This window comes from Thiohalomonas denitrificans (assembly GCF_016841685.1).
Taxonomy (GTDB): domain Bacteria; phylum Pseudomonadota; class Gammaproteobacteria; order Thiohalomonadales; family Thiohalomonadaceae; genus Thiohalomonas; species Thiohalomonas denitrificans_A.
This window is the reverse complement of sequence record NZ_JAENYR010000027.1, coordinates 8,310-34,923: the sequence shown is the minus strand read 5'-3', so window position 1 is coordinate 34,923 and position 26,614 is coordinate 8,310. Positions and strand designations below refer to the sequence as shown.

At 60.3% G+C, this 26,614-nt stretch carries 28 protein-coding genes; 19 read left to right on the top strand and 9 right to left on the bottom strand.

Annotated features, from left to right (window positions below; genetic code table 11):
- The first annotated feature begins 73 nt into the window (after positions 1-73).
- The 6 genes from Q7L05_RS07925 (at position 74) to Q7L05_RS07900 (ending at position 4,227) form a co-directional block, all read left to right on the top strand.
- Positions 74-1,036, top strand: a complete 963-nt coding sequence (locus tag Q7L05_RS07925) for an SPFH domain-containing protein (RefSeq protein ID WP_303904498.1) — start codon at positions 74-76, stop codon at positions 1,034-1,036.
- A 55-nt stretch (positions 1,037-1,091) separates the two neighbouring features.
- A complete protein-coding gene (locus tag Q7L05_RS07920) occupies positions 1,092-1,715 on the top strand; it encodes a TetR/AcrR family transcriptional regulator (protein ID WP_303904495.1) in 624 nt (207 codons plus the stop codon).
- 121 nt (positions 1,716-1,836) lie between these two features.
- Positions 1,837-2,373, top strand: a complete 537-nt coding sequence (locus Q7L05_RS07915; RefSeq protein ID WP_303904493.1) for a carboxymuconolactone decarboxylase family protein — start codon at positions 1,837-1,839, stop codon at positions 2,371-2,373.
- A gap of 17 nt (positions 2,374-2,390) precedes the next feature.
- Entirely contained in the window at positions 2,391-2,612 is a 222-nt protein-coding gene (locus Q7L05_RS07910) for a hypothetical protein (protein WP_303904489.1), read from the top strand.
- A gap of 28 nt (positions 2,613-2,640) precedes the next feature.
- Positions 2,641-3,081 (top strand): hypothetical protein, encoded by a 441-nt coding sequence (locus Q7L05_RS07905; protein WP_303904487.1) that lies wholly within the window; start codon positions 2,641-2,643, stop codon positions 3,079-3,081.
- Between the two features lie 69 nt (positions 3,082-3,150).
- Positions 3,151-4,227: an NAD(P)-dependent alcohol dehydrogenase gene (locus Q7L05_RS07900; RefSeq protein ID WP_303904484.1), complete on the top strand. Its 1,077-nt coding sequence runs from the start codon at positions 3,151-3,153 to the stop codon at positions 4,225-4,227.
- A gap of 16 nt (positions 4,228-4,243) precedes the next feature.
- On the opposite strand, the gene Q7L05_RS07895 is transcribed toward Q7L05_RS07900, so the two are convergent.
- Positions 4,244-5,836, bottom strand: coding sequence for an ABC-F family ATPase (locus Q7L05_RS07895; protein WP_303904481.1), 1,593 nt, complete (start codon positions 5,834-5,836; stop codon positions 4,244-4,246).
- Positions 5,837-6,112: 276 nt separating this feature from the next.
- Positions 6,113-7,177, bottom strand: a complete 1,065-nt coding sequence (ygfZ, locus tag Q7L05_RS07890; RefSeq protein WP_303904478.1) for a CAF17-like 4Fe-4S cluster assembly/insertion protein YgfZ — start codon at positions 7,175-7,177, stop codon at positions 6,113-6,115.
- A 431-nt stretch (positions 7,178-7,608) separates the two neighbouring features.
- Here ygfZ and sdhC point away from each other — a divergent pair, with 431 nt between their 5' ends.
- The 6 genes from sdhC (at position 7,609) to Q7L05_RS07860 (ending at position 11,632) form a co-directional block, all read left to right on the top strand.
- Positions 7,609-7,989 carry a succinate dehydrogenase, cytochrome b556 subunit gene (gene sdhC / locus Q7L05_RS07885; RefSeq protein ID WP_303904475.1) on the top strand — a complete coding sequence of 127 codons (381 nt, stop codon included), beginning with the start codon at positions 7,609-7,611 and terminating at the stop codon, positions 7,987-7,989.
- On the top strand, positions 7,986-8,336 hold the full coding sequence (gene sdhD, locus Q7L05_RS07880) for a succinate dehydrogenase, hydrophobic membrane anchor protein (RefSeq protein ID WP_303904473.1): 351 nt from the start codon (positions 7,986-7,988) through the stop codon (positions 8,334-8,336). The genes sdhC and sdhD overlap by 4 nt, the downstream gene beginning before the upstream one ends.
- On the top strand, positions 8,327-10,087 hold the full coding sequence (sdhA, locus tag Q7L05_RS07875) for a succinate dehydrogenase flavoprotein subunit (protein ID WP_303904470.1): 1,761 nt from the start codon (positions 8,327-8,329) through the stop codon (positions 10,085-10,087). The genes sdhD and sdhA overlap by 10 nt, the downstream gene beginning before the upstream one ends.
- A gap of 139 nt (positions 10,088-10,226) precedes the next feature.
- Positions 10,227-10,925: a succinate dehydrogenase iron-sulfur subunit gene (locus Q7L05_RS07870; protein WP_303904467.1), complete on the top strand. Its 699-nt coding sequence runs from the start codon at positions 10,227-10,229 to the stop codon at positions 10,923-10,925.
- Between the two features lie 10 nt (positions 10,926-10,935).
- Positions 10,936-11,181 carry an FAD assembly factor SdhE gene (locus Q7L05_RS07865; protein ID WP_303904465.1) on the top strand — a complete coding sequence of 82 codons (246 nt, stop codon included), beginning with the start codon at positions 10,936-10,938 and terminating at the stop codon, positions 11,179-11,181.
- Positions 11,147-11,632: a protein YgfX gene (locus Q7L05_RS07860; RefSeq protein WP_303904424.1), complete on the top strand. Its 486-nt coding sequence runs from the start codon at positions 11,147-11,149 to the stop codon at positions 11,630-11,632. The genes Q7L05_RS07865 and Q7L05_RS07860 overlap by 35 nt, the downstream gene beginning before the upstream one ends.
- A 396-nt stretch (positions 11,633-12,028) precedes the next feature.
- Here Q7L05_RS07860 and Q7L05_RS07855 read toward each other — a convergent pair whose 3' ends face one another.
- Positions 12,029-13,153 carry a 3-deoxy-7-phosphoheptulonate synthase gene (locus Q7L05_RS07855; RefSeq protein ID WP_303904421.1) on the bottom strand — a complete coding sequence of 375 codons (1,125 nt, stop codon included), beginning with the start codon at positions 13,151-13,153 and terminating at the stop codon, positions 12,029-12,031.
- Between the two features lie 99 nt (positions 13,154-13,252).
- Positions 13,253-14,143: a carbon-nitrogen hydrolase gene (locus Q7L05_RS07850; RefSeq protein WP_303904418.1), complete on the bottom strand. Its 891-nt coding sequence runs from the start codon at positions 14,141-14,143 to the stop codon at positions 13,253-13,255.
- 258 nt (positions 14,144-14,401) lie between these two features.
- Here Q7L05_RS07850 and Q7L05_RS07845 point away from each other — a divergent pair, with 258 nt between their 5' ends.
- From Q7L05_RS07845 to Q7L05_RS07830, 4 genes are all read left to right on the top strand, one after another.
- A complete protein-coding gene (locus tag Q7L05_RS07845) occupies positions 14,402-14,752 on the top strand; it encodes a hypothetical protein (protein ID WP_303904416.1) in 351 nt (116 codons plus the stop codon).
- Positions 14,753-14,930: 178 nt separating this feature from the next.
- A complete protein-coding gene (locus Q7L05_RS07840) occupies positions 14,931-15,227 on the top strand; it encodes a GYD domain-containing protein (RefSeq protein WP_303904413.1) in 297 nt (98 codons plus the stop codon).
- Between the two features lie 111 nt (positions 15,228-15,338).
- The gene (locus Q7L05_RS07835) at positions 15,339-15,794 is read left to right on the top strand and encodes a nucleoside deaminase (RefSeq protein ID WP_303904410.1); all 456 of its coding nucleotides are present in this window, start codon (positions 15,339-15,341) and stop codon (positions 15,792-15,794) included.
- A gap of 53 nt (positions 15,795-15,847) precedes the next feature.
- On the top strand, positions 15,848-16,078 hold the full coding sequence (locus Q7L05_RS07830; protein WP_303904407.1) for a hypothetical protein: 231 nt from the start codon (positions 15,848-15,850) through the stop codon (positions 16,076-16,078).
- Between the two features lie 282 nt (positions 16,079-16,360).
- On the opposite strand, the gene Q7L05_RS07825 is transcribed toward Q7L05_RS07830, so the two are convergent.
- Positions 16,361-17,245, bottom strand: coding sequence for a sulfite exporter TauE/SafE family protein (locus Q7L05_RS07825; protein ID WP_303904404.1), 885 nt, complete (start codon positions 17,243-17,245; stop codon positions 16,361-16,363).
- Between the two features lie 118 nt (positions 17,246-17,363).
- Entirely contained in the window at positions 17,364-19,094 is a 1,731-nt protein-coding gene (locus tag Q7L05_RS07820; RefSeq protein ID WP_303904401.1) for a potassium/proton antiporter, read from the bottom strand.
- A 348-nt stretch (positions 19,095-19,442) separates the two neighbouring features.
- On the opposite strand from Q7L05_RS07820, the gene Q7L05_RS07815 reads away from it, so the two are divergent.
- Together Q7L05_RS07815 and Q7L05_RS07810 are read left to right on the top strand one after the other, a co-directional pair.
- Positions 19,443-21,113, top strand: coding sequence for a cation:proton antiporter (locus Q7L05_RS07815; protein WP_303904398.1), 1,671 nt, complete (start codon positions 19,443-19,445; stop codon positions 21,111-21,113).
- Positions 21,110-22,072 carry a universal stress protein gene (locus tag Q7L05_RS07810; protein ID WP_303904395.1) on the top strand — a complete coding sequence of 321 codons (963 nt, stop codon included), beginning with the start codon at positions 21,110-21,112 and terminating at the stop codon, positions 22,070-22,072. Before Q7L05_RS07815 ends, Q7L05_RS07810 begins: the two co-directional genes overlap by 4 nt.
- A 39-nt stretch (positions 22,073-22,111) precedes the next feature.
- On the opposite strand, the gene Q7L05_RS07805 is transcribed toward Q7L05_RS07810, so the two are convergent.
- From Q7L05_RS07805 to Q7L05_RS07795, 3 genes are all read right to left on the bottom strand, one after another.
- Entirely contained in the window at positions 22,112-22,714 is a 603-nt protein-coding gene (locus Q7L05_RS07805) for a hypothetical protein (RefSeq protein WP_303904393.1), read from the bottom strand.
- A gap of 201 nt (positions 22,715-22,915) precedes the next feature.
- The gene (locus tag Q7L05_RS07800; RefSeq protein ID WP_303904389.1) at positions 22,916-23,968 is read right to left on the bottom strand and encodes an agmatine deiminase family protein; all 1,053 of its coding nucleotides are present in this window, start codon (positions 23,966-23,968) and stop codon (positions 22,916-22,918) included.
- 7 nt (positions 23,969-23,975) lie between these two features.
- A complete protein-coding gene (locus Q7L05_RS07795) occupies positions 23,976-24,269 on the bottom strand; it encodes a hypothetical protein (RefSeq protein WP_303904387.1) in 294 nt (97 codons plus the stop codon).
- A gap of 111 nt (positions 24,270-24,380) precedes the next feature.
- Between Q7L05_RS07795 and Q7L05_RS07790 the strand changes: the two genes are divergently transcribed.
- Positions 24,381-26,471, top strand: a complete 2,091-nt coding sequence (locus Q7L05_RS07790; protein WP_303904385.1) for a YgiQ family radical SAM protein — start codon at positions 24,381-24,383, stop codon at positions 26,469-26,471.
- The last annotated feature ends 143 nt before the right edge of the window (positions 26,472-26,614 follow it).

Sequence of the window (26,614 nt, the reverse complement as noted above, 5' to 3'; positions counted from 1 at the left end):
CGTACTCTGCGCCTCTGCGGTGAGATCTTTTCCAAAGGGGCGAGTAATTAAAAACTGATAAAAAGGATATCTGATGGAAAGGTTTCTCGACTTTGGCTCCCTGTTGGCAATCGGCTTCGCACTGGCCGTTGTCATAATCATCCTCAAGACTGCACGGATTGTGCCCCAGCGTTCGAATTTCGTAGTGGAGCGTCTGGGTAAATACTCCCGGACCCTCGATTCCGGGTTTCATATCCTGATCCCCTTCATCGACAAGGTGGCCTACCAACACACGCTGAAAGAAGAAGTGATCGATGTGCCCCAGCAAGCCTGCGTCACCCGGGACAACATTCAGGTGGGCATCGATGCCATTTTGTACATTCAGGTCATTGATGCGCATAAGGCCAGTTACGGTGTGGACCACTATCGCAACGCCGCCACCCAGTTGGCGCAGACCACCATGCGTTCGGTCATTGGCCAAACCGATCTGGACAAAACCTTCGAAGAGCGGGCGAAGATCAACGAAGAGGTGGTCCGGGCTTTGGACGAGGCTGCTTCACCCTGGGGCATCAAGGTGCTGCGTTATGAGATCTCCGATATCGAGCTGCCGGAGAGTATCAAGGGGGCACTGGAGCAGCAGATGAGAGCCGAGCGCGAGCGCCGGGCGGCGATTGCCCGATCGGAAGGCGAACGCCAGGCCATGATCAACGTCTCCGAAGGCCAGAAGCAGGAAGTCATCAATCTCTCGGAGGCCACCAAGCTAAAGCAGATCAACGAGGCCGAAGGCCGCGCCCAGGAGATTCAGCTGATCGCGGAAGCCACAGCCGGGGGATTGAGCCGGATCGCTCAAGCCATTCAGCAACCCAGTGGCAAGGATGCCGTCAGCCTGCGCATCGCCGAGCAGTATGTGGGTGCCTTCAGCAAGCTCGCCAAAACCAACAATTCCATGATCATTCCCGCTGAACTCTCCAGTATCGGCGGTGCCGTCGCAGGGTTGTCGGAAGTGTTGAGGCAGGCGAGGCCTGATGACTTCAAGGCCGGTGAACCGCAGGTCTGATCAGCTACGATACCCGGGATTGAATTTTACCGACTGGTCAATTAGAGTGGTGGTCATGGGAAGGACAACCACCAATACCAAAGATCGGCTCGTCGAGGCCGCCATCGACCTGATCTATGCCCGCAGTTTCGGTTCGGTGGGCGTGCAGGAAATCTGCGTACGCGCCAAGGTCCAGAAGGGCAGCTTCTACCATTTCTTTCGCTCGAAGCGGGAGCTGGCCCTGGCGGCTATCGATGTGCTTTGGCAGCGCCTTCAGGCGCAGGTGTTTGATCCGGCGTTCGCCGACGATGTGCCGCCGCTTGAGCGAATCGAACGTTTTTTCGTGTACAGCGCCGAATTTCAGCGTGCCCAGGCGCGGGTTGCCGGCCATGTGCTCGGCTGTCCCTTCGGCAACCTGGCCCTGGAGATGAGTACACAGGACGATGTCTTGCGCGACCGGCTGGATGCTCTGTTCCGGGCCGCCGAACGGCATATCGAGAAGGCCCTGGAGGCGGCTCGGGCCGATGGCTCGGCATCCCGTGTGGACCCGCCATCTGCCGCCCGGGCGGTGTTTGCCTATATGGAGGGGGCCCTGCTGATGGCCAAGACACGTAACGATCCGGAGGCCGTCGTGACGCTGGGGCGCTCGGCGCTCGCATTGGTAACGGCATGCCGGGAGCAGTCGGCATGCGCCAACTGAGAAGTAGACGTTCGGGAGGCGGTGCGGCAGCGTCTTTTTTTTAGCCCGCAGACTAGACCGACCGGTCGACTATAGAACGTCTGCCGAAAACGCTAAAGCTGGAGAGATAAGGAGAACATCAATGGCTCGAATTGACCTCAGCGTCGAAAGCAAAGTGCCCGAAGCCGCTGAGACCCTGCAAGCGATAGAGGCAGCTTTCGGCCGGGTACCCAATCTGTTCCGTGCCTATGCCCACCATCCGCCCCTGTTGCGTGCCAACTGGGAGAAGGTTCAGTGTGTCATGGGGGAGGGAAGACTGGACCGCCGCCTGAAAGAGGCGATCGCCCTCTCGGTTTCCGGTGACAATGGTTGCGCCTATTGCGTTGCAGCCCATGGCCGGGCACTAAAGGCGCTCGGCACCACTGACAGTACGGTTGAATCGCTGGTCAATCAGAACGGGGAGGGGCTTCCCGAAGGATTCGACGAACGGGAGCTGGCTCTGCTTCGCTTGGTCCGAAAGAGCAACCGTTCGCCGATGCAGGTGACCGACGAGGAGCTTGAGGCGGTGCACCATGCGGGCTGGAGTGATGGCGAACTGGTCGAGGCATTGGGAGTAATGGAGCTATTCATCGGATTCAACCGGTTTCTCGACACACTGCAGATTGATATCGATTTTTGACCGAGGAGAATTCCACCATGCGTAAAACGATGCTGCACCTGGACAAGGCACTGAGTGAGGGCGAGCGCGAGCGGTTCTGTGCTCGCCTGCAGGGGGAAGGGGTAACCTGTGAGGCGGCCACTGCCTCCATGAAGCCGCACCTGATCTTCATCGGTTATGACGAAAACCGAACGGCCCCCCATGAGCTGGTACGAATGGCTGCGGACGCCGGAGTCGTCGCGCGGGTGATCGATCTGTAATCCTTCGCCAAACTGACGGGAGCTGACGATGAATCTGCATGGTAGCTATTTCTCCATCGAGGGCTGGAACCCGCTGACCGCAATGGAGCGCGTCCTCAATCCCTACCGACACATCCGGAAGGTCCCGCTTCGCGGCGGTGAACTCACCATCCGCTGGACCTCGCGGGCGGAGCGGGCGCTTCGTTCGCGAACGGATCCCCTGGCGGTGGAGATGCAGCTCTACTTCGCCTGCGTGGTGAAGAAGCGGACACTGTTCCCGGCCGCGGCTCCCCCCGATGCCCTTAGGGTGGACGATCGCTTTCTCGTGTACCTGACCACCGTCGAATCCGACCGATGTGACCCGATTGCCTTTGCCGCCGACTACCCGGCCCGGCGTGAACTGGTCTCCACCGGGGCGAAGCGAATGCGTGCCCGGGAACTGCTACTTGATTACCGGAAAGATCGCTGGTCCGGGGATTTTTTCGTATAGATTACCGATGCGTCGGGCGCTGTTCTGTTCTATTGATTTCGGGATACTCCACGGCCAGGGAGACAGGCCATGACGGAAAAAATGAAGGCAGCCGTATTTGTAGAGCCGGGGCGAATCGTTCTCGAGGATAAACCCGTACCGGCCCCCGGACCGAATGACGCACTGGTTCGAGTCACCACCACTACCATCTGCGGGACCGATATCCATATCCTCAAGGGCGAGTATCCGGTTGAAAAGGGCCTGACGATTGGTCACGAACCGGTGGGCGTTATCGAGAAACTGGGGACCAACGTCGCCGGCTACCGGGAGGGCCAGCGGGTTATCGCCGGTGCCATCTGCCCGACCGGTTACTCCAACGCGTCCCTGGACGGCCTGCACTCCCAGGATGGCGGTGCCGGTGCCCACGGCCTGAAGCCTCTGGGTGGTTGGCGTTTCGGCAACACCATCGACGGCTGTCAGGCCGAATACGTGGTCGTGCCGGATGCGATGGCCAATCTGGCGCCGGTGCCGGAGGGGCTCACCGATGAACAGGTGCTCATGTGCCCCGACATCATGTCGACGGGGTTTGTCGGAGCGGAGCGGGGAGGGGTCCGTATCGGCGATATCGTGGCCATATTCGCCCAGGGGCCGATTGGTCTCTGCGCGACGGCCGGCGCCAGACTCTCCGGTGCCAGCACCATCATCGCGGTCGAATCGGTGCCCGAGCGCAAGGAAATGGCGCAAAAGATGGGCGCGGACCACGTTATCGACTTCAAGCAAGTCGACCCGGTTGATGAGATTCGCCGAATCACCGATGGACGCGGGGTCGACGTCTCCATCGAGGCGCTTGGAATGCAGTCGACCTTCGAGGCGGCCCTTCGCGTTCTCAAGCCGGGCGGCACGCTATCGAGCCTCGGCGTCTACTCGAAGGATCTATCCATTCCGCTCGACGCCTTTCACGCCGGACTGGGTGACAACCAGATCATTACCTCACTCTGTCCGGGCGGCAAGGAGCGCATGCGCCGAATGATGAATGTCATAGAGGGTGGGCGCGTCGACCTCGAGCCACTGGTGACGCACCGTTTCAAGCTTGACGATATCGAAGCGGCTTATGACCTGTTCGGAAACCAGCGGGACGGGGTCCTGAAGGTCGCCATCTCACCCTGACAAGGGATTAACTCGGTCAGGCAGCCTCACGGCTGCGCAGATACTCCTCGTAGGTGCCGCTGAAATCGATGACGCCGTCCGGTGTCAGTTCGATGATGCGGGTCGCCAGCGAGGAGACGAATTCGCGGTCATGGCTGACGAAGACGAGTGTACCTTCGTAGTTCTCCAGTGCCAGATTCAGCGACTCGATGGATTCCATGTCCAGATGGTTGGTCGGCTCGTCCATGACCATGATGTTGGGACGTTGCAGCATCAGTTTCCCGAACAGCATGCGCCCCTGTTCGCCGCCGGAGATCACCTTGACCGACTTCTTGATCTCGTCCTGGGAGAACAGCAGCCGGCCCAGAGTGCCTCGGAACATCTGTTCGTCGTCTCCCTCCTGGCCCCAGAGCGAAATCCAGTCGAACAGGGGCATGTCATTGGCGAAGTCAGCAGCATGGTCCTGGGCGAAGTAGCCGATACTGGCGTTCTCGGATGATTTCACCCGGCCGGTATCGCTCTCCAGGTCTCCCACCAGGCAGCGCAGCAGCGTGGTCTTGCCGATGCCGTTGGGGCCGATGACAGCGACGCGCTCGCCCACTTCGACCAGTATGTTGAGATCGCTGAACAGCGGTTCTCCATCGAACCCCTTGCCGAGCCCCTCCACCTCCAGGGCGTTGCGGTGCAGTTTCTTCTCCTGCTGAAAGCGGATGAAGGGGTTCTGACGGCTGGAGGGCTTGATGTCATCGAGTTTGATCTTCTCGATCTGGCGTGCGCGCGAAGTGGCCTGCTTGGCCTTCGAGGCATTAGCGGAGAAGCGACTGACGAAGGTCTGGAGCTCGGCAATCTGCGCCTTCTTTTTGGCATTGTCGGCGTACAGCTGCTCGCGAGCCTGGGTAGCCGCAGTCATGTACTCGTCATAGTTGCCGGGATAGACGCGCAGTTCGCCATAGTCCAGATCCGCCATATGCGTGCAGACGCTGTTCAGGAAGTGGCGGTCATGGGAGATGATGATCATCGTGCTGTTGCGCGCGTTGAGCATATCCTCCAGCCAGCGGATGGTGTTGATATCCAGGTTATTGGTCGGCTCGTCCAGCAGCAGGATATCCGGGTCGGAGAACAGCGCCTGTGCCAGCAGTACACGCAGCTTCCAGCCAGGGGCGATGGCACTCATGGGGCCGGCGTGCTGTTCGACCGGGATGCCTACTCCGAGCAGCAGTTCGCCGGCGCGCGCCTCGGCGGTGTAGCCATCGTACTCGGCGAACTGCACCTCGAGATCCGCCACCTTCATGCCGTCCGCTTCGCTCATCTCGGGCAGCGAATAGATGCGATCGCGCTCATGCTTCACCTGCCAGAGCTCTTCATGGCCCATAATCACGGCGTCCAGCACACTGTGCTCCTCAAAGCCGAACTGATCCTGACGCAGCTTGCCCAGGCGTTCGTTGCTGTCGAGGCTCACATTGCCGGAGGTCGGCTCCAGGTCCCCTCCGAGGATCTTCATCAGTGTCGACTTGCCGCAGCCGTTGGCGCCGATGAGGCCATAGCGGTTGCCATCGCCAAACTTGACGGAGATGTTTTCAAAAAGCGGCTTGGCGCCGAACTGTATGGTGATATTGGCGGTGGTGAGCACTTATAGTATCCAGGTATCCGGTTAACGAGAGAGTTTCGGGCGAGCACCACAGATGATGGCTGCGACGGCAACATGACGTGGTCGTCGGGTCTGACAACGAGTGGTTCGGGAGGTTCGGACCAGAATCGTGGCGCTGCGCACTATTGTCGCACAAGCAGGCGCAGGGCTGCACCTGTGGGTGACTCGATTATGGATTCACCCCATTGTGGCCATTGCGCCTCCGCCTATCCTGAGGAAGGCGGAGGCTCAAGCAGGAGCAGCATTAAAGTATTGAAATCACGAAGGCTGGGGTGCGTCTTCTGTCTCGACCGGATAGGGCAGGTTGCGGAAGCTCAGCTTGGGGCCATCGGCCTCGTGCAGATGGACGTCATCCGCCTCGGCGCAGTCAATCTGAACGACCGCCAGGAGATCATACCCACCTTCGGGCGAGGGCCGCGCATCGACGACCTTCCCGGTGCCCTGGCCGCTTTTGGAATGGATGGAAAAGAGGGCATCGCCGGGAAGCGGGCGTTCGGCAGTATCGATATGAGCCCGATACATGCGGCGCTTCAGGTTACCCAGGTACTGCATGCGGGCCACGATCTCCTGCCCGGGATAGCAGCCCTTTTTGAAGCTGACGCCCTCGACGAGTTGCATATTCGCCATCTGCGGTACAAATGCCTCGACCGTACCTTCATACACCGTCGGGATTGCGGCGTGGATATCCAGCAGCGCCCAGGCATCATGGCCAACGGGCTTCGCGGCTTCGGCAAGCCCTGTCCAGAGCCTCTCCATTTCCGCTTCCGGTCCGTAGACTTCGAAGCGTGGATGCGGGCCGGGAACCCGCATGATGGTGAGTTCCCCGGCATGGACCACCCCGTTGACCGCATCGGGAATCGTGCCGACGAGGCCCGTCAGCGCGTCGCTGACGCGCGGTCCCGAAATGCCGAAGCGCATCAATGAATCGGATGCATCCTCAATCTCCACCTTGGACATCATGACGAACATGCGCAGTTTCTTCAGAAACCCTTCCGACACCTCCTGCGGCATGCGCAAGGCATAAGCCCCGTCCGCCAGCCGGAAAAGGCGGAAAACGGCCAGCATCCTTCCCTTCGCCGTGCAGTAGCTGTTGAGTTCGCTCTGTTCACCCGATACTAGGCGGACGTCGTTGGTGAACTGGTTGTGGAGGAATCCCCGGGCATCATCTCCCGTCACCCGCACCACACTGAAGTGGGACAGGTCGGTTATAATGTCGCCTTCGGTGGCGGCTTTGGCCTCGCCGAGGTCGCTGAAGCCCTCGACACGGTCGCTTTCCATCCGGGCACCGGCCTTTTCGAGAAAGGCTTTCCAGCTTTCATTCATGCATATAACCCCACTAAAAGACTGATACGCTTGCACAGTGATCTTGACGGTTTCAGCGGGCCGGGAAGCGGCTGGCCGCAAGGCGCACCTCGCAGGCAATGGCGTGTCCTTGGCAAGAGGTGCAACACCGCGGACGCCGCTTCCCGGTCCGCCCGAAGGGAGCCACCCAGAAGCTCCAATCCTGCGTTGCGGACTCCTTCCCTGGAGTCCGCCCTTCGGGCCGGCCTGCGCCGTCCCAATCCGCTCCCGGCGGATTGGTGCGCTCCTTGGAAAGGGCCCGCCATTCCCTGCGCTGCGCGCCTTGCCTTGGAGCTTCTGGGTGGCTCTGAAACCGTCAATATCATGCAAGTGTATTAGACTACAGGATAGCTAATTCGGCCTCGCGTTGTAATACTGGATCGGTCCTCATTGAACCCTGAATTTTCTTTGGCATGGTAAACACGAACCAACGCCCCGTATTTCTTGATCTGCGGCGTATCCATATGCCGGTTACCGCGGTCATCTCCATCGGTCACCGCCTGACCGGGATTCTGCTGTTTCTTCTGTTACCCTTCATGCTCTATCTGTTCGAGATGTCGCTCCGCGGCGCCGAAGGCTTCGAACAGGCCGCTGCGTGGCTGGCCTGGTGGCCGATGAAGTTGATCACTCTGCTGATCATCGGGTGGTACGGGTATCACCTCCTGGCCGGCGTGCGGCTGCTACTGACCGATTCCGATATCGGATCGGACCTGCCGGGTGCCCGGCGGGGGGCCTGGATGGTCCTGGCGGGCAGTGGGGTCATTCTCCTTGTCGCTTTGCTGTTGATCCTGTGAGTCGGCCGCTGACAGGACTCTCCGCCTGGCTTGTGCAGCGGCTCAGCGCCATCTATATGGCGTTGTTCACCATCGCTGCCGTCGTACTGTTTACCGTCACGCCGATCGACGATTACGGCGACTGGCAGGCGCTCTGGGGGCGACCGGTCGTCTCCGCAGCCACAGCGCTCTTTTTTGTGGCACTGCTGCTGCACAGCTGGGTGGGGATACGTGACGTGATCCTCGACTATGTAGGCTGGTCGACGGGCCTTCGGCTGACCCTGCTCGCCCTGGTTGGCGCCTGGCTGCTGATATTGGGATTCTGGATACTGGAAATTTTGCTGACGGTGGTGAGTCCATGGAACTGATGCGGCGCCGCTTCGATACGCTGGTCATCGGCTCCGGTGGGGGAGGCTTGCGTGCCGCCCTGCAATTGGCACAGGCGGAGGCGACGGTAGCCGTCGTCTCCAAGGTCTTTCCCACCCGCTCCCATACCGTGGCCGCCCAGGGCGGCATGAATGCCGCGCTCGCCAACGTCCTGCCCGACAATTGGCACTGGCACATGTACGACACGGTCAAGGGCAGCGACTATCTCGGTGACCAGGACGCCATCGAATACATGTGCCGGGCCGCCGCCCATCTGGTGGTTGAACTGGAGCACGCCGGCGTGCCTTTCTCGCGCCTCGACAATGGCAAGATCTACCAGCGGCCCTTTGGCGGACAGAGCCAGAACTTCGGCGGTGAGCAGGCGGCGCGCACCTGTGCCGCGGCGGACCGGACCGGCCATGCCATTCTCCACACCCTCTATCAGCAGAATATCCGCTCGCGCACCCACTTTTTCGATGAATACTTCGCGATCGATCTGATCCGCGACCGCCAGGGCTATGTGCTCGGCGCACTGGTGCTGGAGATTGAAACCGGTGAGCCGCTGCTTATCGAGGCCAAGACCACCCTCATCGCCACTGGCGGCGTCGGCCAGCTTTTCCGAACCAATACGAATGCCTACATCAATACCGGCGACGGCATGGCCATGGCCCTGCGAGCGGGCATCCCCGTGCAGGATATGGAGTTCTTTCAGTTCCATCCGACCGGGATCGCCGGCAAGGGCATGCTGATCAGCGAAGGGGTGAGAGGAGAGGGCGGCTACCTGATCAATGGAGAGGGCGAGCGTTTCATGGAGCGCTACGCCCCCAAGGCCAGGGATCTCGCGAGCCGCGATGTGGTCAGCCGCGCCATCACCACGGAAATACGCGAAGGGCGCGGCTGCGGTCCGGATAGAAATTACGTCGAACTGAAGCTCGATCACCTGGGCGAGAAAACCATCGCCAAACGGCTGCCGGCCATCCGGCAGATGGTGCAGACCTTCCTGCATATCGATCCGGCCAGAGAGCCGGTTCCGGTGTTCCCGACCGCCCACTACACGATGGGCGGCATCCCCACCGACCGCGCCGGCCGGGTGGTCGTCCCGGAAAAGGAAGGGGAGGAGCCCATCCCCGGTCTCTATGCGGTGGGGGAGTGCGCCTGCGTGTCGGTGCACGGCGCCAATCGCCTGGGCGGCAATTCGCTGCTGGATATCGTGGTGTTCGGCCGCGCCGCTGGCAATGACATTCTCCGATTCCTGGAGGAGAATCGCCGTCATCGCCCGCTGGACCAGGAGAGCGTCGACCGGGCCCTGGAGCGGCTCGGCCGCTGGGAGCGTCCGGACGGCACTGAATCGGTGGCGGGCCTGCGTTCGGAACTACAGCAGACTATGGAACACTACTGCGGGGTGTTTCGCACCGAAGAGGTCCTGCAGGAAGGGCTGCAAAAGGTCCTGGATATCCATAAGCGCCTGAGTGATGTGCGGCTCGACGACCATAGCCGGGTCTTCAATACGGCCCGCATCGAGGCCCTGGAGCTGGAGAATCTGGTGGAGCTCGGCATCGCCACGGTCACCTCGGCACTGGCCAGAAAGGAGAGCCGCGGCGCCCATTCGCGTATCGACTATCCGGAACGGGACGACGAGCACTGGCTCAAGCACACGCTCTTCTACCGTGAAGGCCGCGCCCTCGACTTCAAACCGGTCCGCCTGAAACCGCTCAGCGTCGCCCCGTTTCCGCCGAAGCCACGTACCTATTAACAAGCTAACCGCAAAGTGCGCAAAGAACTGCAAGGGGTGATATTTGTGACTATGGGCCTAGAGAGAAACTTGAAAGCATACTCGGTGGAAACCTTTCATTCCTGTCTTTGCGCGCTTTGCGGTTTTGAGTCATAGAAACATGCAATTCAGGATCTACCGCTACAATCCGGAGACTGACCGCGAGCCGTATATGCAGTCCTATACGCTCGACAGAGTCGAGAACGGCATGATGCTTCGTGATGCCCTGCTGGTCATCAAGGCGGAGCAGGATTCGACGCTGACCTTTCGACACTCCTGCGGAGAGGGGGTCTGCGGCTCCGATGGAATGAACATCAATGGCACCAACAAGCTGGCCTGCACAACCCGGCTCTCCGAACTGAAAGAGCCGGTGGAAGTGCGGCCGCTGCCGGGGCAGCCGGTGATTCGCGACCTGGTGGTAGACCTGACCCAGTTCTTCCGCCACTACCGGGCGGTGCGCCCCTACCTCACCGCCAAGAGCCCGGAGCCGGAGGTGGAGCGGCTGCAAACGCCGGAGGAGCGCGAGCAACTGGACGGACTCTACGAATGCATTCTCTGCGCCTGCTGCTCCACCGCCTGCCCCTCCTACTGGTGGAACCCGGAAAAATTCCGCGGCCCCGCTGCGCTGCTGCAGTCCGCCCGCTTTCTGGCCGACTCCCGCGACGAAGATACCGATCGGCGTCTGGATGAGTTGGAGGGGCCCTATAAACTGTTCCGCTGCCACACCATCCAGAACTGCACCAGCGTCTGCCCCAAAGGACTCAATCCGAGCCGCGCGATCGGCGACATCCGCAAGCTGATGCTGCGGCGGAATCTCTGAAGAACCGGCCATGAGTCAATCGCAGTCAAAATTGTACTGGCGCTGCCGACGGGGAATGCTCGAACTCGATCTGCTTCTGCAGCGTTTTCTGGGGCACGGCTATGGCTCCATGGACGATTCGGGTCGGCGGGTCTTCGAGGAGGAGGTCCTGGAACTCTCCGACCAGGACCTGCATGATTACCTGTTCGGGACAAGGCAACCGGACGACAAGGAAGTGGCACGTGTCATCGAATCCATACGCACCTCTCAGAATTGAACCCCACGCTTCTGCTGCCCTGAAGCGCGTTGTTGCGGCCGTTTGCATCGGTGCCGTTGCCAGTCTCTGGCTGACGCCGCTGCCTTTCTCTCTCCGGCTCCTTCTTTCACTCATTGCGGTGGCCGCGACGGTCCGAACCTGGCAAAAACGTCCGGAGCTTGGCGGCGCGCCTGTCTGGGTGGAGTGGAATCGCGAAGGGGAGTGGTACTGGCACGAGGCGGGCCACGCTCTACCAGCCGACCTGCTGGGTGATACCTACCTCAACTCCGGTCTCGTCATCCTCAACTTCCGTACCGAGGGCGGCCGTCGCTCCCTGGTCCTTCCGCGCGATGCGTTGGACCCGGTGACGTTTCGAAGACTTAAAGTACGGCTTCGGATCGAGGGAATGAAACCCGATGAAGATTTCCCGATGAAAAAACCCGCCGCAGAGTCGCAGAGGCCGAATCAGTGACGAACTGTTAACCACGGGGTACACAGGGGTAAAAAAAGTTGTTCGGATTTTTTTTCCCCCCGTGTTCTCCTTCCAAAACCGAGCTCCAGCGACTCGGCAATCTCCACGCTGTCATTGCGAGAAGCCTAAGCGACGAAGCAATCTCGAAGAGCCGAGTACCAGATTGCCGCGTCGCTTAGGCTCCTCGCAATGACAAGAGGGAAATTAGTCGTTGATTTGCGGCCGCACCGGGCGGTGCTCGTAATGACAACAGGGGAGGTTCATCAAGCGCAGTACCCCCCCTGCTACAGGCCCGAATCAATGAAGAACTGGTAACCACGGGTAAAACAAGTTGTTTTGAGTTTTTTCTTTCCCCGTGTTCCCCGTGGTTATCCACCGCGTACCGTGCGTCCCCGCCTATGCCTCCTCACTGCGATGCCGCTCGGCCCGTGCACAACGTTTCTCGTATGCCTCACGAGCGATCTGCACATCGTCCAGGAACCACGACAACTCGTTGAGCTGGAGTGCTTGCGGGCCGTCCACCAGGGCTTTGGTGGGGTGCGGGTGGAAATCCGCGAGTACCATGTTGGCGCCCGCGACGATCCCCTGGGCGGTAACGTGCATGACATCCAGCAGACCGTCGGGTGAGGCGTCCCGGGTGCCCACCGAGTGCGATGGGTCTACGCAGACGGGCATGCGGGTAAGACGTTTCACCACCGGCACATGGGAGAAATCGACGAAGTTTCGATGCGGATCGCCCATGTTGGTCTTCATGCCGCGCAGGGCGAAGATCACCTTGCTGTTGCCTTCCGACGCCAGGTATTCGGCCGCGTTCAGCGACTCCTCCAGGGTAATCCCGAAGCCGCGTTTCAGAAGCACCGGGAGCTCCCGCTGGCGACCGACCGCCTTGAGTAACTCAAAATTCTGGGTATTGCGCGTGCCGATCTGCAGCATCACGCCGGTCGGGTTGCCGGTGGCATGCAATGCGTCGTGGATTTCGTCGACATGGGATTCGTGGGTGATCTCCATCGCGATCACCTTGATGCCGTATTTGCCCGCCAGCTCGAAAACATAAGGCAGGCAGGTCTTGCCGTGCCCCTGGAAAGAGTAAGGGCTGGTGCGGGGCTTGTAGGCCCCCATACGGGTGCAGACCTGGTCATGCTCGGCCAGCGTCCGCATCATGATCTCCACATGTTCAGGGGTATCCACGGCGCACAGGCCGGCGAACACGTGAACGTTGTCCTGTCCGAAGTGGACACCATTGTAGTTGAACGAAGTGGGACGCTGGTCGTCCTTGTGGCGGCCAAGGATGCGATACTCCTCCGAGACGCGAACCACCCGCTCCACACCGGGCAGCACCTCGATATCTTCCATTTCCAGCGTCTTGGTGTTGCCGACCAGGTAGAGTTCGGTTAGCACCTGCTCGACGCCGCGCTCTTCGTGGACCCGAACACTGACGCCCGGCAGGTTGGAGAGGTACTCCATGACGGAATGGTACTCTTCCGTATCCCGCTCCACATTCGGCTGAAGAATTACGATCATTTTGTCTTCGTCAAGTTTTGAAATGGCAGACCAGATAGTAACCGATCTGCCGCAAGGTCGCAGAGGGCGCAGCCGAGCGTAATCCGCCGACTCCGCTATTCACTCATCCCGAAACCGCTTGCCGAGATCCCTATAGGCATCGATCCGCCGGTCCCGCAAGAACGGCCAGATCCGCCGCACCGACTCACTTCGCGCCAGATCCACCTCCACCACCAGAACCTCTTCACTCTCTTCACCGGCCTGCGCCAGGAATTCCCCCTGCGGTCCCGCAGCGAAACTGGAGCCCCAGAAACGGGCACCTGAAGTGTGGCCGCTGGGGTCCCGCTCCGCACCGGTGCGGTTGCAGGCCACTACCGGCAGGCCATTGGCGACGGCGTGACCGCGCTGTACCGTGATCCACGCCTCGCGCTGACGCTCCTGTTCAGCGGCGTCGTCTGCCGGGTCCCAGCCGATGGCAGTAGGGTAGAGGAGCAGTTCGGCCCCGGCCAGCGCCATCAGCCGGGCGGCTTCGGGAAACCACTGATCCCAGCAGACCAACACACCGAGACGTCCCACCGAGGTATCGATGGGCGTGAATCCCAGATCGCCGGGCGTGAAATAGAACTTTTCGTAATAACCGGGATCATCCGGAATATGCATCTTGCGGTAGCGTCCTGCCAGCGAACCATCGCTCTCCAGCACCACCGCCGTATTGTGGTAGAGGCCGGGGGCACGGCGTTCGAAAATCGAACCGACGATCACCACTCCCAACTCTGCAGCGACACGCCCCAGCGTCTGCGTCGAAGGCCCCGGGATCGGCTCGGCCAGGTCGAACTGACCAGTATCCTCGCTCTGGCAGAAATAGCGTGAAGTATGCAGCTCCTGCAGGAGCACCAGCCGGGCACCGCGGGATGCCGCTTCGCGAATCCCATTAAGGTCCTTGTGCAGATTGGTCTCGCGAGCCTCGCCGCAAGCGTGCTGAACGAGGCCGACTGCCAGTGTTCGGGACATAAGCACTCCGCTCTTTAAAGAAATCAAGGAAATCGAGGCGAGGGAGTTGTCACCGCCCTGCGCAAACGGAAGATAATACTGCAATTCAGATGAGGGAACAGCCGTGAGGTTCCACCGGCTGGCGACTTCCCTCTATTGGCCTTGAGTGCCACTCCATCGTCCCTTGCGAGCATACCCCCCTGCCGCACAGGCCCGAATCAATGATGAACTCCTGGCCGTCATTGCACCGCTCCGCAGCGCCAATCGATTGATCAACTCTTGGCCGTCATTGCGACGAGCCGCAGGCGACGCGGCAATCTGTTGTCTTGGGAGCAGGAGATTACTTCGTCGCTGGGGCTCCTCGTAATGACAGCGGGAATCAATAGCGAAGCCGATAGGTTTGTCGTTGATGTCTTTTTCATGCAGCTCTCGCCCTCCACCCGCTTTGTCAGCCTGGCACAGGCGGTAGTTTTCCGCAGAGCCACACTGGCGGAGGTCTGGATCCGGCTTTCAGTCACCGCTGGAATCGGAGTTGCCCTTTTTCTCCTGGCGCTGCTGCGATTCCGGCGCAGCATGGCAGCCGCGCGTGGCCAAGACTCGGCGTCAGAAAGGAGATTACTGCGAGAGTGACTACAATACGCGTACACGCGGGTCATTTCCTGGAAGAGCCGTACGAGGCAGAGCGCACACCGAAACATCGAAGGAGAATCGTATGAACGGCAGGACGCTGGCACTGCTTCTATCATTGGTACTCGTTCCTTTATCGACCCATTCCCTTGCACAAGAACCTGACCAAAGCGGTGAACCGATGAAACTGTATGCAATCTTCTTTAGCTTCACGGCGCAGGGCACCGAAAATATCAGGGAGAGTCCGGCACGGGTCGAAACGGCGAAGGAGATTGTGCGGAGTATGGGCGGTGAGATGAAGACCTTCTACGGAATCCTGGGCAGTGAATTCGATACGATCTTCATTGTTGAAGCCCCCGGCGAGGAGGCGGTCGCCAAAATGGCTCTTGCCATTGCCTCGGGCGGTAACGTTCGGACCAAGACCCATCGGCTGTTTACGGAAGAGCAGTACGGGAACCTGATTTCGGAATTGCCCTAGTGGCCCATGCGGGAAACCTGTGGAGTGCGCCTTGCCTTGAATCATTAGCGGGGCTCTGAGATTTACATGATTTCCCGCATGGACCACTAAGCCTGACCAAACGGTAGAGCGATGGACGCTAAGGATTGGCTTGCGCTGTTAAAACCCGCTTATGAAGAGGCGCAGGCCGGCTTCGAGGAGGGCGGCGTGCCCGTCGGCGCAGCCATGTTCGACTCACGGGGAAGAGTGCTGAGCCGCGGCCGTAATCGGCGGGTGCAGGATAATGATCCTTCAGCCCACGGCGAAACCGACGCATTTCGAAAAGCGGGCAGGCAAACCACCTACCGCGACAAGATCCTCGTCACCACACTGGCGCCGTGCTGGTATTGTTCAGGACTCATCCGCCAGTTTCGCATCGGAACGGTGGTTATCGGCGAGTGCGAAAATTTCGCCGGTCACCTGGACTGGCTCCGCGAAGCGGGCATTCAGGTGGTTGAGCTCAATGACCCGGGATGCACCGAATTGATGCGGCGATTCATTCAGCAATCCCCCGATATCTGGAATGAAGACATTGGCGAGAGTGAATAGAGGCGAGGCCATTTACGGATCCGCATAGTACGATTCAGCAAGGAGCTTGACTCATGACCGAACGACAGCGGGACCGCGCACAAAAAGTCGTAGAGTCCTTTCGGGTACTGCTGGACAAGAAAGCATTGGAAACGATTCCGGACAATGATTTTGAACAGTTGGCGCTCTTCATCCAGGAGGCTCTCTCGGATGAACTGCATGATGCTGCCGAACAGGTGGAAGAGCTGGCCCGAAAGATGCGCTCGGGCACGAGCCTGAGCGATGTCGGTATGGGTGTCATGTAGAGGTTCAACGCTGTCACGCCAGCAATCTTTTGCAGTCACCAAACTTTCAAGCGGCTTGAGGGCACTTCTATAAATTCGTTATTCCGCAAAAGCGGAAATCCTGCCGTTTGATTCTACTGGACTGCCGCTTTGGCGGGAGTGATGAAAAATTGACTTTTAGAGGTTCCCTGATAAGCGGATGCTGACCCACGGGTGGGACGCGCTTGATGGACTTTCACGGAAACAGGAACCATGAACCATGTAATGTGACAGGACACCGCTCGACCGAAGTGATCTGGCCAGTTATCCCCCAACGAAAAACTCGTAAACGTAACCCGCCGCAGGACCCACCAGGCAGACCACGAGCAGCAACTTCAGCGTACGGGCGGGGACGTAACGCTGAAGCCGCGCCCCGCTATACATGCCCGCAGCACCGCCCAGGCCGAACAGCAGGCCGAGGCCCCAATCCGGGGCGACCGCCATGTGGGGAAAAACCGGGGCAATCAAGTGGTAAAAGGCGACTCCCGCCACGGAGGTAACCAACGTACCCAGCAGCGTGGCCCCGGCGACCGTATGCACCGGCAGCGCGAACAGGCTGACCAGAAACGGGGCCATAATCGCTCCGCCACCGATCCCGTAGGCGCCGCCGATTACGCCGACGATCAGGGCTAGGGCAAACACGCCCCAGCGATTGGCGGTGAACAGTTCGCCGCCGTAGCGATAGGCGATGCGGAAGGGAATGCGCGCAGGTACCACGGTCGCCGTCTGAGGCGGGCCCCCCGGCCGTTGGCCGCGCGAGAGGATGTCGCGTCCGAGTCGCAGCCCGATGTAGAGAAGAACCGCTGCTACAAAAAGCTTGAAGTCACGGGCGTCTGGCAGCAAGGCAATGCGCAGCAGAGCGCCAAGTGCCACGCCCGGTAGTGTCCCCGCCACGATAACCCACGCCAGAGGCCAGACCATGCGCCCCTCCCGCAGGTAACGGTAGATCCCGCTCGGCGTGGCCACTACGTTAAACACCTGGTTGGTGGCGCTGACCGCCGGGCTGGTGAAGCCAAGGACGCTCACCTGAAACGGCAGCAACAGGAAGGCGCCCGAAACGCCACCCATGGAGGTGAACAGCGAAATCGCAAACCCCACCAGCGGGGGGAGCCAGGGCGAGACCTCCACCCCCGCGACATCGAAATACATCGGCTCCTGCTCCAGAGTTTTTGTGCTGTGCAGACTGCCCGTATCCGGCGCCAATCTGCAAGCAAGCTATGGCAGTTCAGTACCACTGACCGGCAGGGGGAGGTAAAGTGATGTCCGTTTAGTCCGTTTTCTGGGCCAACCTCAGGCCCACCTGGACAACAACACCCTCTTTGATGTCGCGTACGACCATTTCCACCCCACTGACTCTTATCCGATCACCGATTACAGGCTGGTTGTGGAAACGCCGTCGAAAGTAGTCGGCGATGGAGGCATCCACTGCCTCATCGGGTATGGGAAAACCATAAAAGCCGGCCACGTCGGCCAGTTTGGCGTCGCCGTTGAGCACAAACTCGCCAAAAAACTGCTGTGCTTTCAGCCGTTCCGGCGTACGAACAGTAATGAAAATGCGGTCGAGAGCCTCGATCGCCTGCGCGGCCGCCAGCAGGTAGACATGATCGTCCTTTTCAAACTTCACTTCGGGCACCTCAGGTCCCAGCAACTGCTCCCCCCGGATTAGGGCTACCAGGCGGCTCCGGTCCGGTAGTGCGAGCGCGCCGATCAGTCGCCCCGTCGCAGGGCTGTCTGCCTCAAGACGGTAGCCCACCAATTCATATTCGAACGCCCCGGGAATATCCAGATCGACCCGTTGCCAGGAAGCGGTACGCGGGGGAATCTCCAGCCCAAGCCAGCGTGCGGCCGGTGCGACGGTCCACCCCTGAACAATCAGCGATACGAGGACCACGAAAAATGCGATGTTGAAAATCGTATCGGCATATTCCAAACCGGCCAGCAAGGGAAACAGCGCCAGAATGATGGGAACGGCACCACGCAGACCCACCCAGCCGACAAAGAGCTGTTCACGCCAGGCGAAGCCAAACGGGAGCAGACTCAATGTCACAGCGACAGGGCGGGCCAGGAAGATCAGCACCAGCGCCACTGCCATCGCCTGGGGGGCTGTCGTCACCAGTTCGCTCGGTGTGACCAGGAGCCCCAGTACCAGGAACATGCTGATTTGGCTGAGCCAGGCGATGCCATCGTGAAAACGGCGGATATTGCGTGCAGCTTGTAGCGGGCGGTTACCCAGGATCAGACCGGCAAGGTAAATGGCCAGGAAGCCACTTCCACCCAGCGAAGAGGTCACACCAAACAGCACCATTCCGCCGGACATGGCCAACAAGGGATAGAGCCCGGCAGCCAATCGTAAGCGATTCAACAACCAGAGCAGGACAAAACCACCGGCCACGCCCAGAATCCCGCCCAACCCGAATTGTTGAGCGAAGCTGCTGAGCATGGTCCAATCCAGTTCGGATTTCCCTGCTGCAAGCAACTCCACCAACCCGATGGTCAAAAAGATGGCCATCGGATCATTGCTGCCCGACTCGATCTCCAGCGTGGCTCCGACCCGCTGTTTCAGTTCCAGGCCGCGGGAGTGGAGCACTGAAAAAACAGCCGCTGCATCGGTTGAACCAACAATGGCGCCAATCAACAGCCCAAACAGCCACGGCAGGTTCAGCAGCCATGTCGCAGCGACACCGGTAATAGCCGCAGTAAACGCGACGCCAATGATGGCCAGCGACAGGGCCGGTTTGAGTCCGACCCGAAAGCTGCCCGCATCAGTGCGCAGCCCTCCATCGAAAAGGATCACAGCCAGGGCCAAAGACCCCAGCAAATGGGCGCTTTGCACATCCTCAAACTCGATCCCACCCGGTCCGTCTTCACCCATCAGCATGCCCAGGACGAGAAACACCAGCAGGACGGGCATTCCCAATCGGGCCGAAAACAGGCTCGCCAGGACACTCGCCATGAGCAAAAGGCTGAAGATCAGGATAACTTGATTGGTAAAGTCCATCAGGGGTGGGTTCCGAAGAGTCTGCGGTAGTATAGCAAGGGGCGGCCGTCCACCCCGTGCCCGACCCGAACGCGACCGGTGGCGTCTTACTGTGTAATCCGATGCGGTTCAGTGCGGAAAGGCAGGGGAGTAGGGGCCAAAAGAGATTGCCAAGGTTCCGGTCCATTGTCACCGTGGGAGCGAAAATATATCCTGCTTTAGGAGACACGCCGCTTTCAAGTGGTGTTTCCGCATGGCCCGATCGGTACGATGGTTTGGATTTGCCGCCAGCTCACCGGAACCTGTCAATAGCAGTCGGGTGATGAGCGAGGTGGAACCGGTACCTTTGCGAACCGTCAGTAAAAGGCGATGATCGAAAATACTTTTCTCCAAATAGGGGCGATTGTCGGCTTGGCGGCGATCGGGGGCGTTTTGGCTCAGGCACTGCGTCAGCCGCTGATCGTGGCCTTCATTGCGGTCGGCATTCTGCTGGGACCGTCCGGCTTTGGCCTGGTGGTCCACAGTAGCGAAATCGAGCTTTTCGCGAGACTGGGTATCGCGCTGCTGCTGTTTGTGGTGGGGCTGAAGCTGGACCTGCATATCATCCGTACCGTTGGGCCGGTGGCGCTGGCATCCGGTCTCGGACAGGTACTCTTTACCTCCCTGTTTGGTTACCTTATCGCGCTACTGCTCGGCATGCCCCCAACCACCGCCCTTTATGTGGCTGTGGCCCTGACCTTCTCCAGCACCATCATCATCGTCAAGCTACTTTCCGACAAGAAAGAGGTTGACTCGCTGCACGGGCGCATCGCGGTGGGTTTTCTCATCGTCCAGGACATCGTCGTAGTCCTGGTGATGATCGGCTTGACGGCCATGGGTCAGGCCGGTGAGGGCGTCAATCTGGGGTGGGAAGGCCTGCAGATCCTCGTCAAGGGCGTGCTGATGCTGGCCGTGGTCGCCCTGCTGATGCGCTACGTTCTGCCCGCGCTGATGCATCGTCTGGCCCACTCATCGGAACTGTTGATGCTGTTCGCCATCGCCTGGGCGGTGCTGGGGGCAGCCGCGGGCGATGCCCTTGGCTTCAGCAGGGAGGTAGGTGCTTTCCTGGCCGGGATATCCATCGCCTCCACGCCCTACCGCGAGCAAGTGGCGGCGCGCCTGGTTAGTCTGCGTGACTTTCTGCTGCTGTTCTTCTTCATCGAGCTGGGGGCTGCGCTGGATATGAGTGTGCTCGGCGCCCAAACAGGCGCCGCAGTGATCTTCTCCCTCTTCGTGCTAATTGGTAACCCGCTTATCGTCATGGCCATCATGGGCTATATGGGCTACCGCAAACGGACCGGGTTCCTGGCAGGGTTGACGGTGGCCCAGATCAGCGAATTTTCGCTGATTCTGGCGGCACTGGGGCTGAGCCTCGGTCACCTGGATCAGGAAACCGTGGGGCTGATTACCCTGGTCGGACTGGTCACCATCAGCGCTTCCACCTACATGATTCTCTACTCGCATGCGATCTATGAACGCATCGCTCCCTATTTATCGATTTTCGAACGCAAAGTGGCGCATCGGGAGCTGGACAGCCCGCTGGAAGATGAGGGGCGCGTCGATATCCTGCTAATTGGATTGGGCCGTTTCGGTGCCGCCATCGCGGCGAGCCTTCGCGAGCGTGGCTGCCGGCTGCTGGCCGTCGACTTCGATCCGGAGACTGTCCGTCAGCACACCCGCGATGGCTACACTGTCCATTACGGCGATGCCGAGGACCCCGAATTCGTGGCCTCTCTCCCCTTGCAACGGGCCGAGTGGGTGGTCAGCACCGTTCGCGACCGCAGCATAAACCGGATGCTGATGCACGGCCTGCAGCAACAGGGTTACCAGGGAAAAGTAGCGCTCTCTGCATCAAGCCGACAGGAGGCCCGAATGTTCGAAAAGGAGGGGGTAGACAAAGTATTTATCCCCTATGCCGATGCGGCTGAAGAGGCAGCGGAACGCCTGGTCCCCGCAAAAACGTCGGTCGCCGTTTCCCAGCTGGCGGGAGAGAATCCATGAAAGGTTTCAAAAATATTCTTTACGTATCCGAGAACGCGGTCGAACAGGATTCCGCCCTTGCGAGGGCGGTATCATTGGCAGAGAACAATCAGGCCGATTTAACGGTCGTCGATGTGATTCCTCAGATCACTGCGGGGATCGGGCTCGCCTCCGGAAGAGCAGTTTCCGATACACAGGTGAGGCTTGAGGCCGAGTGTCGGCAGGCCCTGGATTCCCTGGTGGAGCCGTACCTCGAGCGAAGGCCTATTCAATCGAAGGTGCTGGTGGGCGCGATGTATCTGGAAGTGATCCGCACAGTGATTCGGGATGGCTACGATCTGGTGATGAAGCCCGCCGCGAATCCGGATTTTCTGGAAAGGATTTTTGGCAGCGATGACATGCACCTGCTGCGCAAATGTCCCGCACCAGTCTGGCTGATGAAAATGGCCGAAAAAACCAACTATGAACGCATACTGACCGCCGTCGATTTCGACCCGTCAGAGCCCGAGTCGGCACAACAGGGGCTGAACCGGACGCTTCTGGAACTATCCAGTTCGCTTGCGCTCTCCGATTTCGCTCAATTGCATCTCTTACATGTCTGGGACGCCCCTGCCGAAATGCTGTTGCGCTCTTGGAGCGACAACCCCGAGGAGGCCGCCTCCCGCTACGTCGAAAAGGAGCGTTCACGCCATCAGAACGGGATGGCTTCTCTGCGTGAGGAATTACGTGCGCGGATAGGTCAGGAAGCCTATGACTATCTCTCTCCCCGCTTTCACCTGATCCAGGGTTCGGCAACCCGGGTGATCCCAGAGATGGCTAAACAGTTGCAGGCCGATTTGGTCGTCATGGGAACGGTAGCGCGCACCGGCGTCCCCGGAATCTTCATCGGCAATACGGCGGAGACGGTTCTCGAACAGTTGCGCTGCTCTGTGCTCGCCACTAAACCGCCAGGCTTCGTCTCGCCCGTGACGCTGGGCTAATCGGGTCCGGTTTCTACCTGCGGGTTATTCGTGTGTTGATCACACTTCGCTGATCGTCGACTCGCCGCCGTCGCGGAGGATTCGGCTCACCCGGTCGGCCCATGTCTGCCGAAACCGTTGCAGGGTCCCGTCGTCGGCGCTGCCGGAGAGTACCTGTTGAAGATCTTTCATCATGTGGGGGTCGGCCGGGATCGGGGAGGGGTCGTACTGCAGGGTGACCTGCTTGCCGGTGTCGGTGCGCTCGAAGGTGGCTGTGACGGGTCCCGGCTCGGCGTCGGTCTCGAAGCTGAGCAGACCCTTGCGGACGTGCTGGCCGCCCAGGCCGGCGAAGCCGTTCTCGGCCGCGGCGCCGGTGAGCAGGGTCAGGACCTGGGTGAGGGGGCCGTTGGCGCCCTGGTCGGGTGGTCCGGCGAAGCGGATGCGGATGCCGCCACGCAGCGGGCGCTCTTGCGGATAGAGCCGTGCCATCGCCTGGTGGGCCATCACGAAAGCGCCGGCGACGGTAGGGCAGGCGTGGCCGGCCAGTTTGATGGCGTCGTCGAAGGTATAGGTGAAGATGCCATCGCCTGCGCCGAGGAGTTGCGCCAGGGGATCGAAAAACTCCAGTGTGGGGTTGCCGGGGAATAATTTGGAAGTGTGCATGGGTGTTGCTCCGCAAGGTTAAAAGTATCGGCCCCTTCCTAACCCTCCCGGAGGGGGAGCGGATGGGCTGGAGATGCTTCCTCTGGAGGAGTGCTCCTCCCTGGACCTCTCCAAAGGTATTAGGCTGGCGGCCTATCCGTCGGGGAGATTTGCTCCAGTGAACGATTGCCATGGTAGCAATACTCCGCCTGTACTGAAGGGTTAACGGCGATTATCGAGTGTACCGGCCGGCAGCTGCATGGTTGCGCAGTGAATGCTGCCGTACTGGCGAATCAGGGGGAGGGCATTGATGGCGATGAGCGTTCGTTCGGGAAAGCACTCGCCCAGCCGCTGCATGGCGACCGAATCGGTCGGGTCGTCATAGGTGGGGACCAGGACGGCATCGTTGATGATCAGAAAATTGGCATGGGTGGCCGGCAGACGGTCGCCCTGTTCGTCGTATTTGGGGGCCGGAAGGGGCAGGGGGACGAGGCGGTAGGGGGATCCGTCTTCGGTGCGGAATTCCTTCAGCTCGGCTTCCATTGCCACCAGTTCCGGGTAGTCGGCATCGTTCGGATCGGTGCAGGCGACATAGGCGATGGTGGCCGGATCACAGAAACGCGCCAGGGTATCGATGTGACCATCGGTATCGTCGCCGCTGAGCCGACCCTTTTTCAGCCAGAGTATGCGGCGGGTGCCGAATTCGCGGGCAAAGGCGGCCTCCAGGTCGGCGCAGTCGTATTGGGGATTGCGCTGGGGAGAGAGCAGGCAGTGACTGGTGGTCAGCAGCATGCCGGCACCGTCGCTCTCGATGCTGCCGCCCTCGAGGATGAGGCTGATGCTGTCCATGGGGGTGTCGCCGAAAGCACCGGCACGCTCGAGGTTGCGGGAGACCTGGTTATCGAGCCGGTACTCGTATTTCCGGCCCCAGCCATTGAAGCCAAAGTCGAGCAGCCGGGGGCTGCCGTTACGAATCACGGTAACAGGACCGTGATCGCGCACCCAGACGTCATTCGAGGGAACGGTGAACAGCGCCACTCGCTCCATCGAAACCTTGCCCTTTTCCAGTAGCTGTCGAACCCGGGTGCGATGGTCCGGGTCGAAGCAGGAGATGAGTACGCGTTCGTGTTCGGCCACGGCACGAGTGATGGCCACGAAAACCGGTTCGACCTCCGCCAGCCGTTCACCCCAGTCGCTATGCCCATGGGGCCAGGTTAGCAACAGGCCATCCTGCCGCTCCCATTCGGCCGGCAGGCGGATGTGGGATTTGCTCACGGCAGGATCAGCGATTGAGAACCGAGTGAATCACGTACTGGTGCTCGAAATAGACGGTGAATTCATCATATTTCCAGCGGGTGATGGGCGGATCACCGACCGGCGCCGCCTTGTGCTCGGGGGTGCTGAATCGCGCTTCGACCTGGCGCATGCTCATGCCCTTGGCCGGCATTTCGAATTCGGCTCCCGCCCGTTCGGCGGGAACGCGATCCTTGGGGGGCATGGTAAGCGTGTCCGCCGTAGCGGGCAGGCTGAATAGCCCGATGAATATCAGCCCTGTCGCGGCGGATAGAAGACGCATCGTACGGCTCCTTGATAAACTGTTCATATTCCGCAATATACCGCGGCTGATTGTCCCACGTAAAATGCGGTTTGGCCTGCGCGCTGCCGCACACCCTGGTTATTTACTCTTATGAGCCACGAAACTCCCGATTTGTTCTCCTATCGCCGCTTCTGGGCAGCGCGGTTGCTGCCGGCGCCGGTGCTGCCCATGAGCCGGCAGGAGATGAATGAACTCGGCTGGGACAGCTGCGATGTCATCCTGGTCACCGGGGATGCCTATGTCGATCATCCCAGTTTCGGAATGGCGCTGATTGGCCGCCTGCTGGAGGCCCAGGGCTTTCGGGTGGGGATCATCGCGCAGCCCGACTGGACCTCGACGGAGGCCTTCTCGGAGCTGGGTCGACCCAATCTGTTCTTCGGAGTCACGGCCGGCAATATGGATTCCATGGTGAATCGCTATACGTCGGACCGCAGACGCCGTTCGGATGATGCCTACTCGCCGGAAGGGGAAGGCGGTAAACGCCCCGACCGTTCCACGCTGGTCTACTCCCAGCGCTGTCGGGAAGCCTGGAAAGGCGTACCGATCATCATCGGCGGTATCGAGGCGAGCCTGAGGCGTATCGCCCACTTCGATTACTGGTCCGACAAGGTGCGCCGGTCGATCCTGGTGGATGCCAAGGCGGATCTGCTGCTGTTCGGCAATGCCGAGCGCTCCATCGTGGAGCTCGCCCACCGCCTGGCCCGGGGGGAGGCAGTCGATTCCATCCGGGACCTCCGCGGTACGGCATTTTTCGGCAGTGCGCCGGGCGAGTGGTTCGAACTCGATTCCAGTGAGGTGGATACCCCGGGGGAGAAGGTCGAACCGCTGCACGATCCGTATGCCGCAGAGCCGTGCCGAACCGTGGTTCAGCAGCTACGGGAGGTGCCGCGCGATCAGCGGGACAATGTGGTCATTCGCCTGCCGTCGTTCGAGCAGGTACGCCGTGACGACGTTCTCTACGCCCACGCCTCGCGGGTCATGCACCTGGAGACCAACTACCACAACGCCAGGCCTCTGGTTCAGCGCCATGCCGACCGGGACGTGTGGATCAATCCGCCGCCTGTACCGCTGTCGACCAAAGAGCTGGACGGGGTCTATGAGCTGCCCTACACGCGTCGTCCGCATCCGGCCTATGGTGATGCGAAGCTGCCCGCTTACGAGATGATCCGCTTCTCCATCAATATCATGCGGGGCTGTTTTGGCGGCTGTACGTTCTGCTCCATTACCGAGCACGAAGGGCGCATCATCCAGAACCGTTCCGAGGAGTCGATCCTCCACGAGATCGAGACCGTACGCGACACGGTGCCCGGTTTTACCGGCAATATCTCCGATCTGGGCGGACCCTCCGCCAACATGTACCGTTTGCGCTGCCGATCCGAGGAGATCGAATCGGCCTGCCGGCGACTCTCCTGCGTTTATCCGGACGTGTGCCGAAACATGTCCACCAGCCACAAGCCGCTGACGCAGCTCTACCGCAAGGCGCGGGAACTGCCGGGTGTGAAACGGGTATTCATCGCGTCGGGGCTTCGCTACGACCTGGCGGTGCACGATCCCGAATATATCAAGGAGCTGGTGACCCATCATGTGGGCGGCTATCTGAAGATCGCCCCGGAGCACACCGAAAGCGAACCACTGTCGCACATGATGAAGCCCGGCATGGGCACCTATGACCGCTTCAGGGAGCTGTTCGAGCGCTACTCGAAAGAGGCGGGGAAGGAGCAGTACCTGATCCCCTATTTCATGTCCGCCCACCCGGGTGCCAGGGAAGAGGACATGCTCACGCTTGCCTTGTGGCTGAAGCGCAACAAATTCCGGCTGGATCAGGTGCAGAATTTTCTGCCGTCCCCGATGGCGCTGGCCACGGCCATGTGGCACACAGGGCACAATCCGCTGAAGCGGGTGCGGCGTGAACCCGGTGATGTCCCGGTCCCCAAGGGTGGCCGCGCCCGCCGGCTCCAGAAGGCCTTTCTTCGCTATCACGACCCCGACAACTGGCCGCTGTTGCGCGATGCGCTGAAACGCATGGGCCGCGCCGATCTCATCGGCAATGGCAAGCGCCACCTGGTGCCCCGCTGGCAACCGGGAATGGCGCCAAAGCCGGGGCCGATGCGGGCACCTGTGCAGAAGGGCAAGCCCGTGGCGCGTTCCAAAGACCCGCGCAAGGGCCGCCGCAGATCGTAGGGGACATGAGTTCCACGGTGAACACGGGGAGAAAGGATTAGGAAGATATGTTCTCTCGCCAAGACGCCAAGATCGCTAAGAAGGGATGAAAGAGAGGTTTTCTTGGCGATCTTGGCGGCTTCGCGAGAGGAAATTTTTCATGA

What these genes read in the sequence shown, in the direction of transcription:
- Q7L05_RS07925 (WP_303904498.1), top strand. Translation starts at nt 74, where the DNA reads ATGGAAAGGTTTCTCGACTTTGGCTCCCTGTTGGCAATCGGCTTCGCA.
- Q7L05_RS07920 (WP_303904495.1), top strand. Translation starts at nt 1,092, where the DNA reads ATGGGAAGGACAACCACCAATACCAAAGATCGGCTCGTCGAGGCCGCC.
- Q7L05_RS07915 (WP_303904493.1), top strand. Translation starts at nt 1,837, where the DNA reads ATGGCTCGAATTGACCTCAGCGTCGAAAGCAAAGTGCCCGAAGCCGCT.
- Q7L05_RS07910 (WP_303904489.1), top strand. Translation starts at nt 2,391, where the DNA reads ATGCGTAAAACGATGCTGCACCTGGACAAGGCACTGAGTGAGGGCGAG.
- Q7L05_RS07905 (WP_303904487.1), top strand. Translation starts at nt 2,641, where the DNA reads ATGAATCTGCATGGTAGCTATTTCTCCATCGAGGGCTGGAACCCGCTG.
- Q7L05_RS07900 (WP_303904484.1), top strand. Translation starts at nt 3,151, where the DNA reads ATGACGGAAAAAATGAAGGCAGCCGTATTTGTAGAGCCGGGGCGAATC.
- ygfZ (WP_303904478.1), bottom strand. Translation starts at nt 7,177, where the DNA reads ATGAATGAAAGCTGGAAAGCCTTTCTCGAAAAGGCCGGTGCCCGGATG.
- sdhC (WP_303904475.1), top strand. Translation starts at nt 7,609, where the DNA reads ATGGTAAACACGAACCAACGCCCCGTATTTCTTGATCTGCGGCGTATC.
- sdhA (WP_303904470.1), top strand. Translation starts at nt 8,327, where the DNA reads ATGGAACTGATGCGGCGCCGCTTCGATACGCTGGTCATCGGCTCCGGT.
- Q7L05_RS07870 (WP_303904467.1), top strand. Translation starts at nt 10,227, where the DNA reads ATGCAATTCAGGATCTACCGCTACAATCCGGAGACTGACCGCGAGCCG.
- Q7L05_RS07865 (WP_303904465.1), top strand. Translation starts at nt 10,936, where the DNA reads ATGAGTCAATCGCAGTCAAAATTGTACTGGCGCTGCCGACGGGGAATG.
- Q7L05_RS07855 (WP_303904421.1), bottom strand. Translation starts at nt 13,153, where the DNA reads ATGATCGTAATTCTTCAGCCGAATGTGGAGCGGGATACGGAAGAGTAC.
- Q7L05_RS07850 (WP_303904418.1), bottom strand. Translation starts at nt 14,143, where the DNA reads ATGTCCCGAACACTGGCAGTCGGCCTCGTTCAGCACGCTTGCGGCGAG.
- Q7L05_RS07840 (WP_303904413.1), top strand. Translation starts at nt 14,931, where the DNA reads ATGAAACTGTATGCAATCTTCTTTAGCTTCACGGCGCAGGGCACCGAA.
- Q7L05_RS07835 (WP_303904410.1), top strand. Translation starts at nt 15,339, where the DNA reads ATGGACGCTAAGGATTGGCTTGCGCTGTTAAAACCCGCTTATGAAGAG.
- Q7L05_RS07830 (WP_303904407.1), top strand. Translation starts at nt 15,848, where the DNA reads ATGACCGAACGACAGCGGGACCGCGCACAAAAAGTCGTAGAGTCCTTT.
- Q7L05_RS07825 (WP_303904404.1), bottom strand. Translation starts at nt 17,245, where the DNA reads ATGTATTTCGATGTCGCGGGGGTGGAGGTCTCGCCCTGGCTCCCCCCG.
- Q7L05_RS07820 (WP_303904401.1), bottom strand. Translation starts at nt 19,094, where the DNA reads ATGGACTTTACCAATCAAGTTATCCTGATCTTCAGCCTTTTGCTCATG.
- Q7L05_RS07815 (WP_303904398.1), top strand. Translation starts at nt 19,443, where the DNA reads ATGATCGAAAATACTTTTCTCCAAATAGGGGCGATTGTCGGCTTGGCG.
- Q7L05_RS07810 (WP_303904395.1), top strand. Translation starts at nt 21,110, where the DNA reads ATGAAAGGTTTCAAAAATATTCTTTACGTATCCGAGAACGCGGTCGAA.
- Q7L05_RS07805 (WP_303904393.1), bottom strand. Translation starts at nt 22,714, where the DNA reads ATGCACACTTCCAAATTATTCCCCGGCAACCCCACACTGGAGTTTTTC.
- Q7L05_RS07795 (WP_303904387.1), bottom strand. Translation starts at nt 24,269, where the DNA reads ATGCGTCTTCTATCCGCCGCGACAGGGCTGATATTCATCGGGCTATTC.
- Q7L05_RS07790 (WP_303904385.1), top strand. Translation starts at nt 24,381, where the DNA reads ATGAGCCACGAAACTCCCGATTTGTTCTCCTATCGCCGCTTCTGGGCA.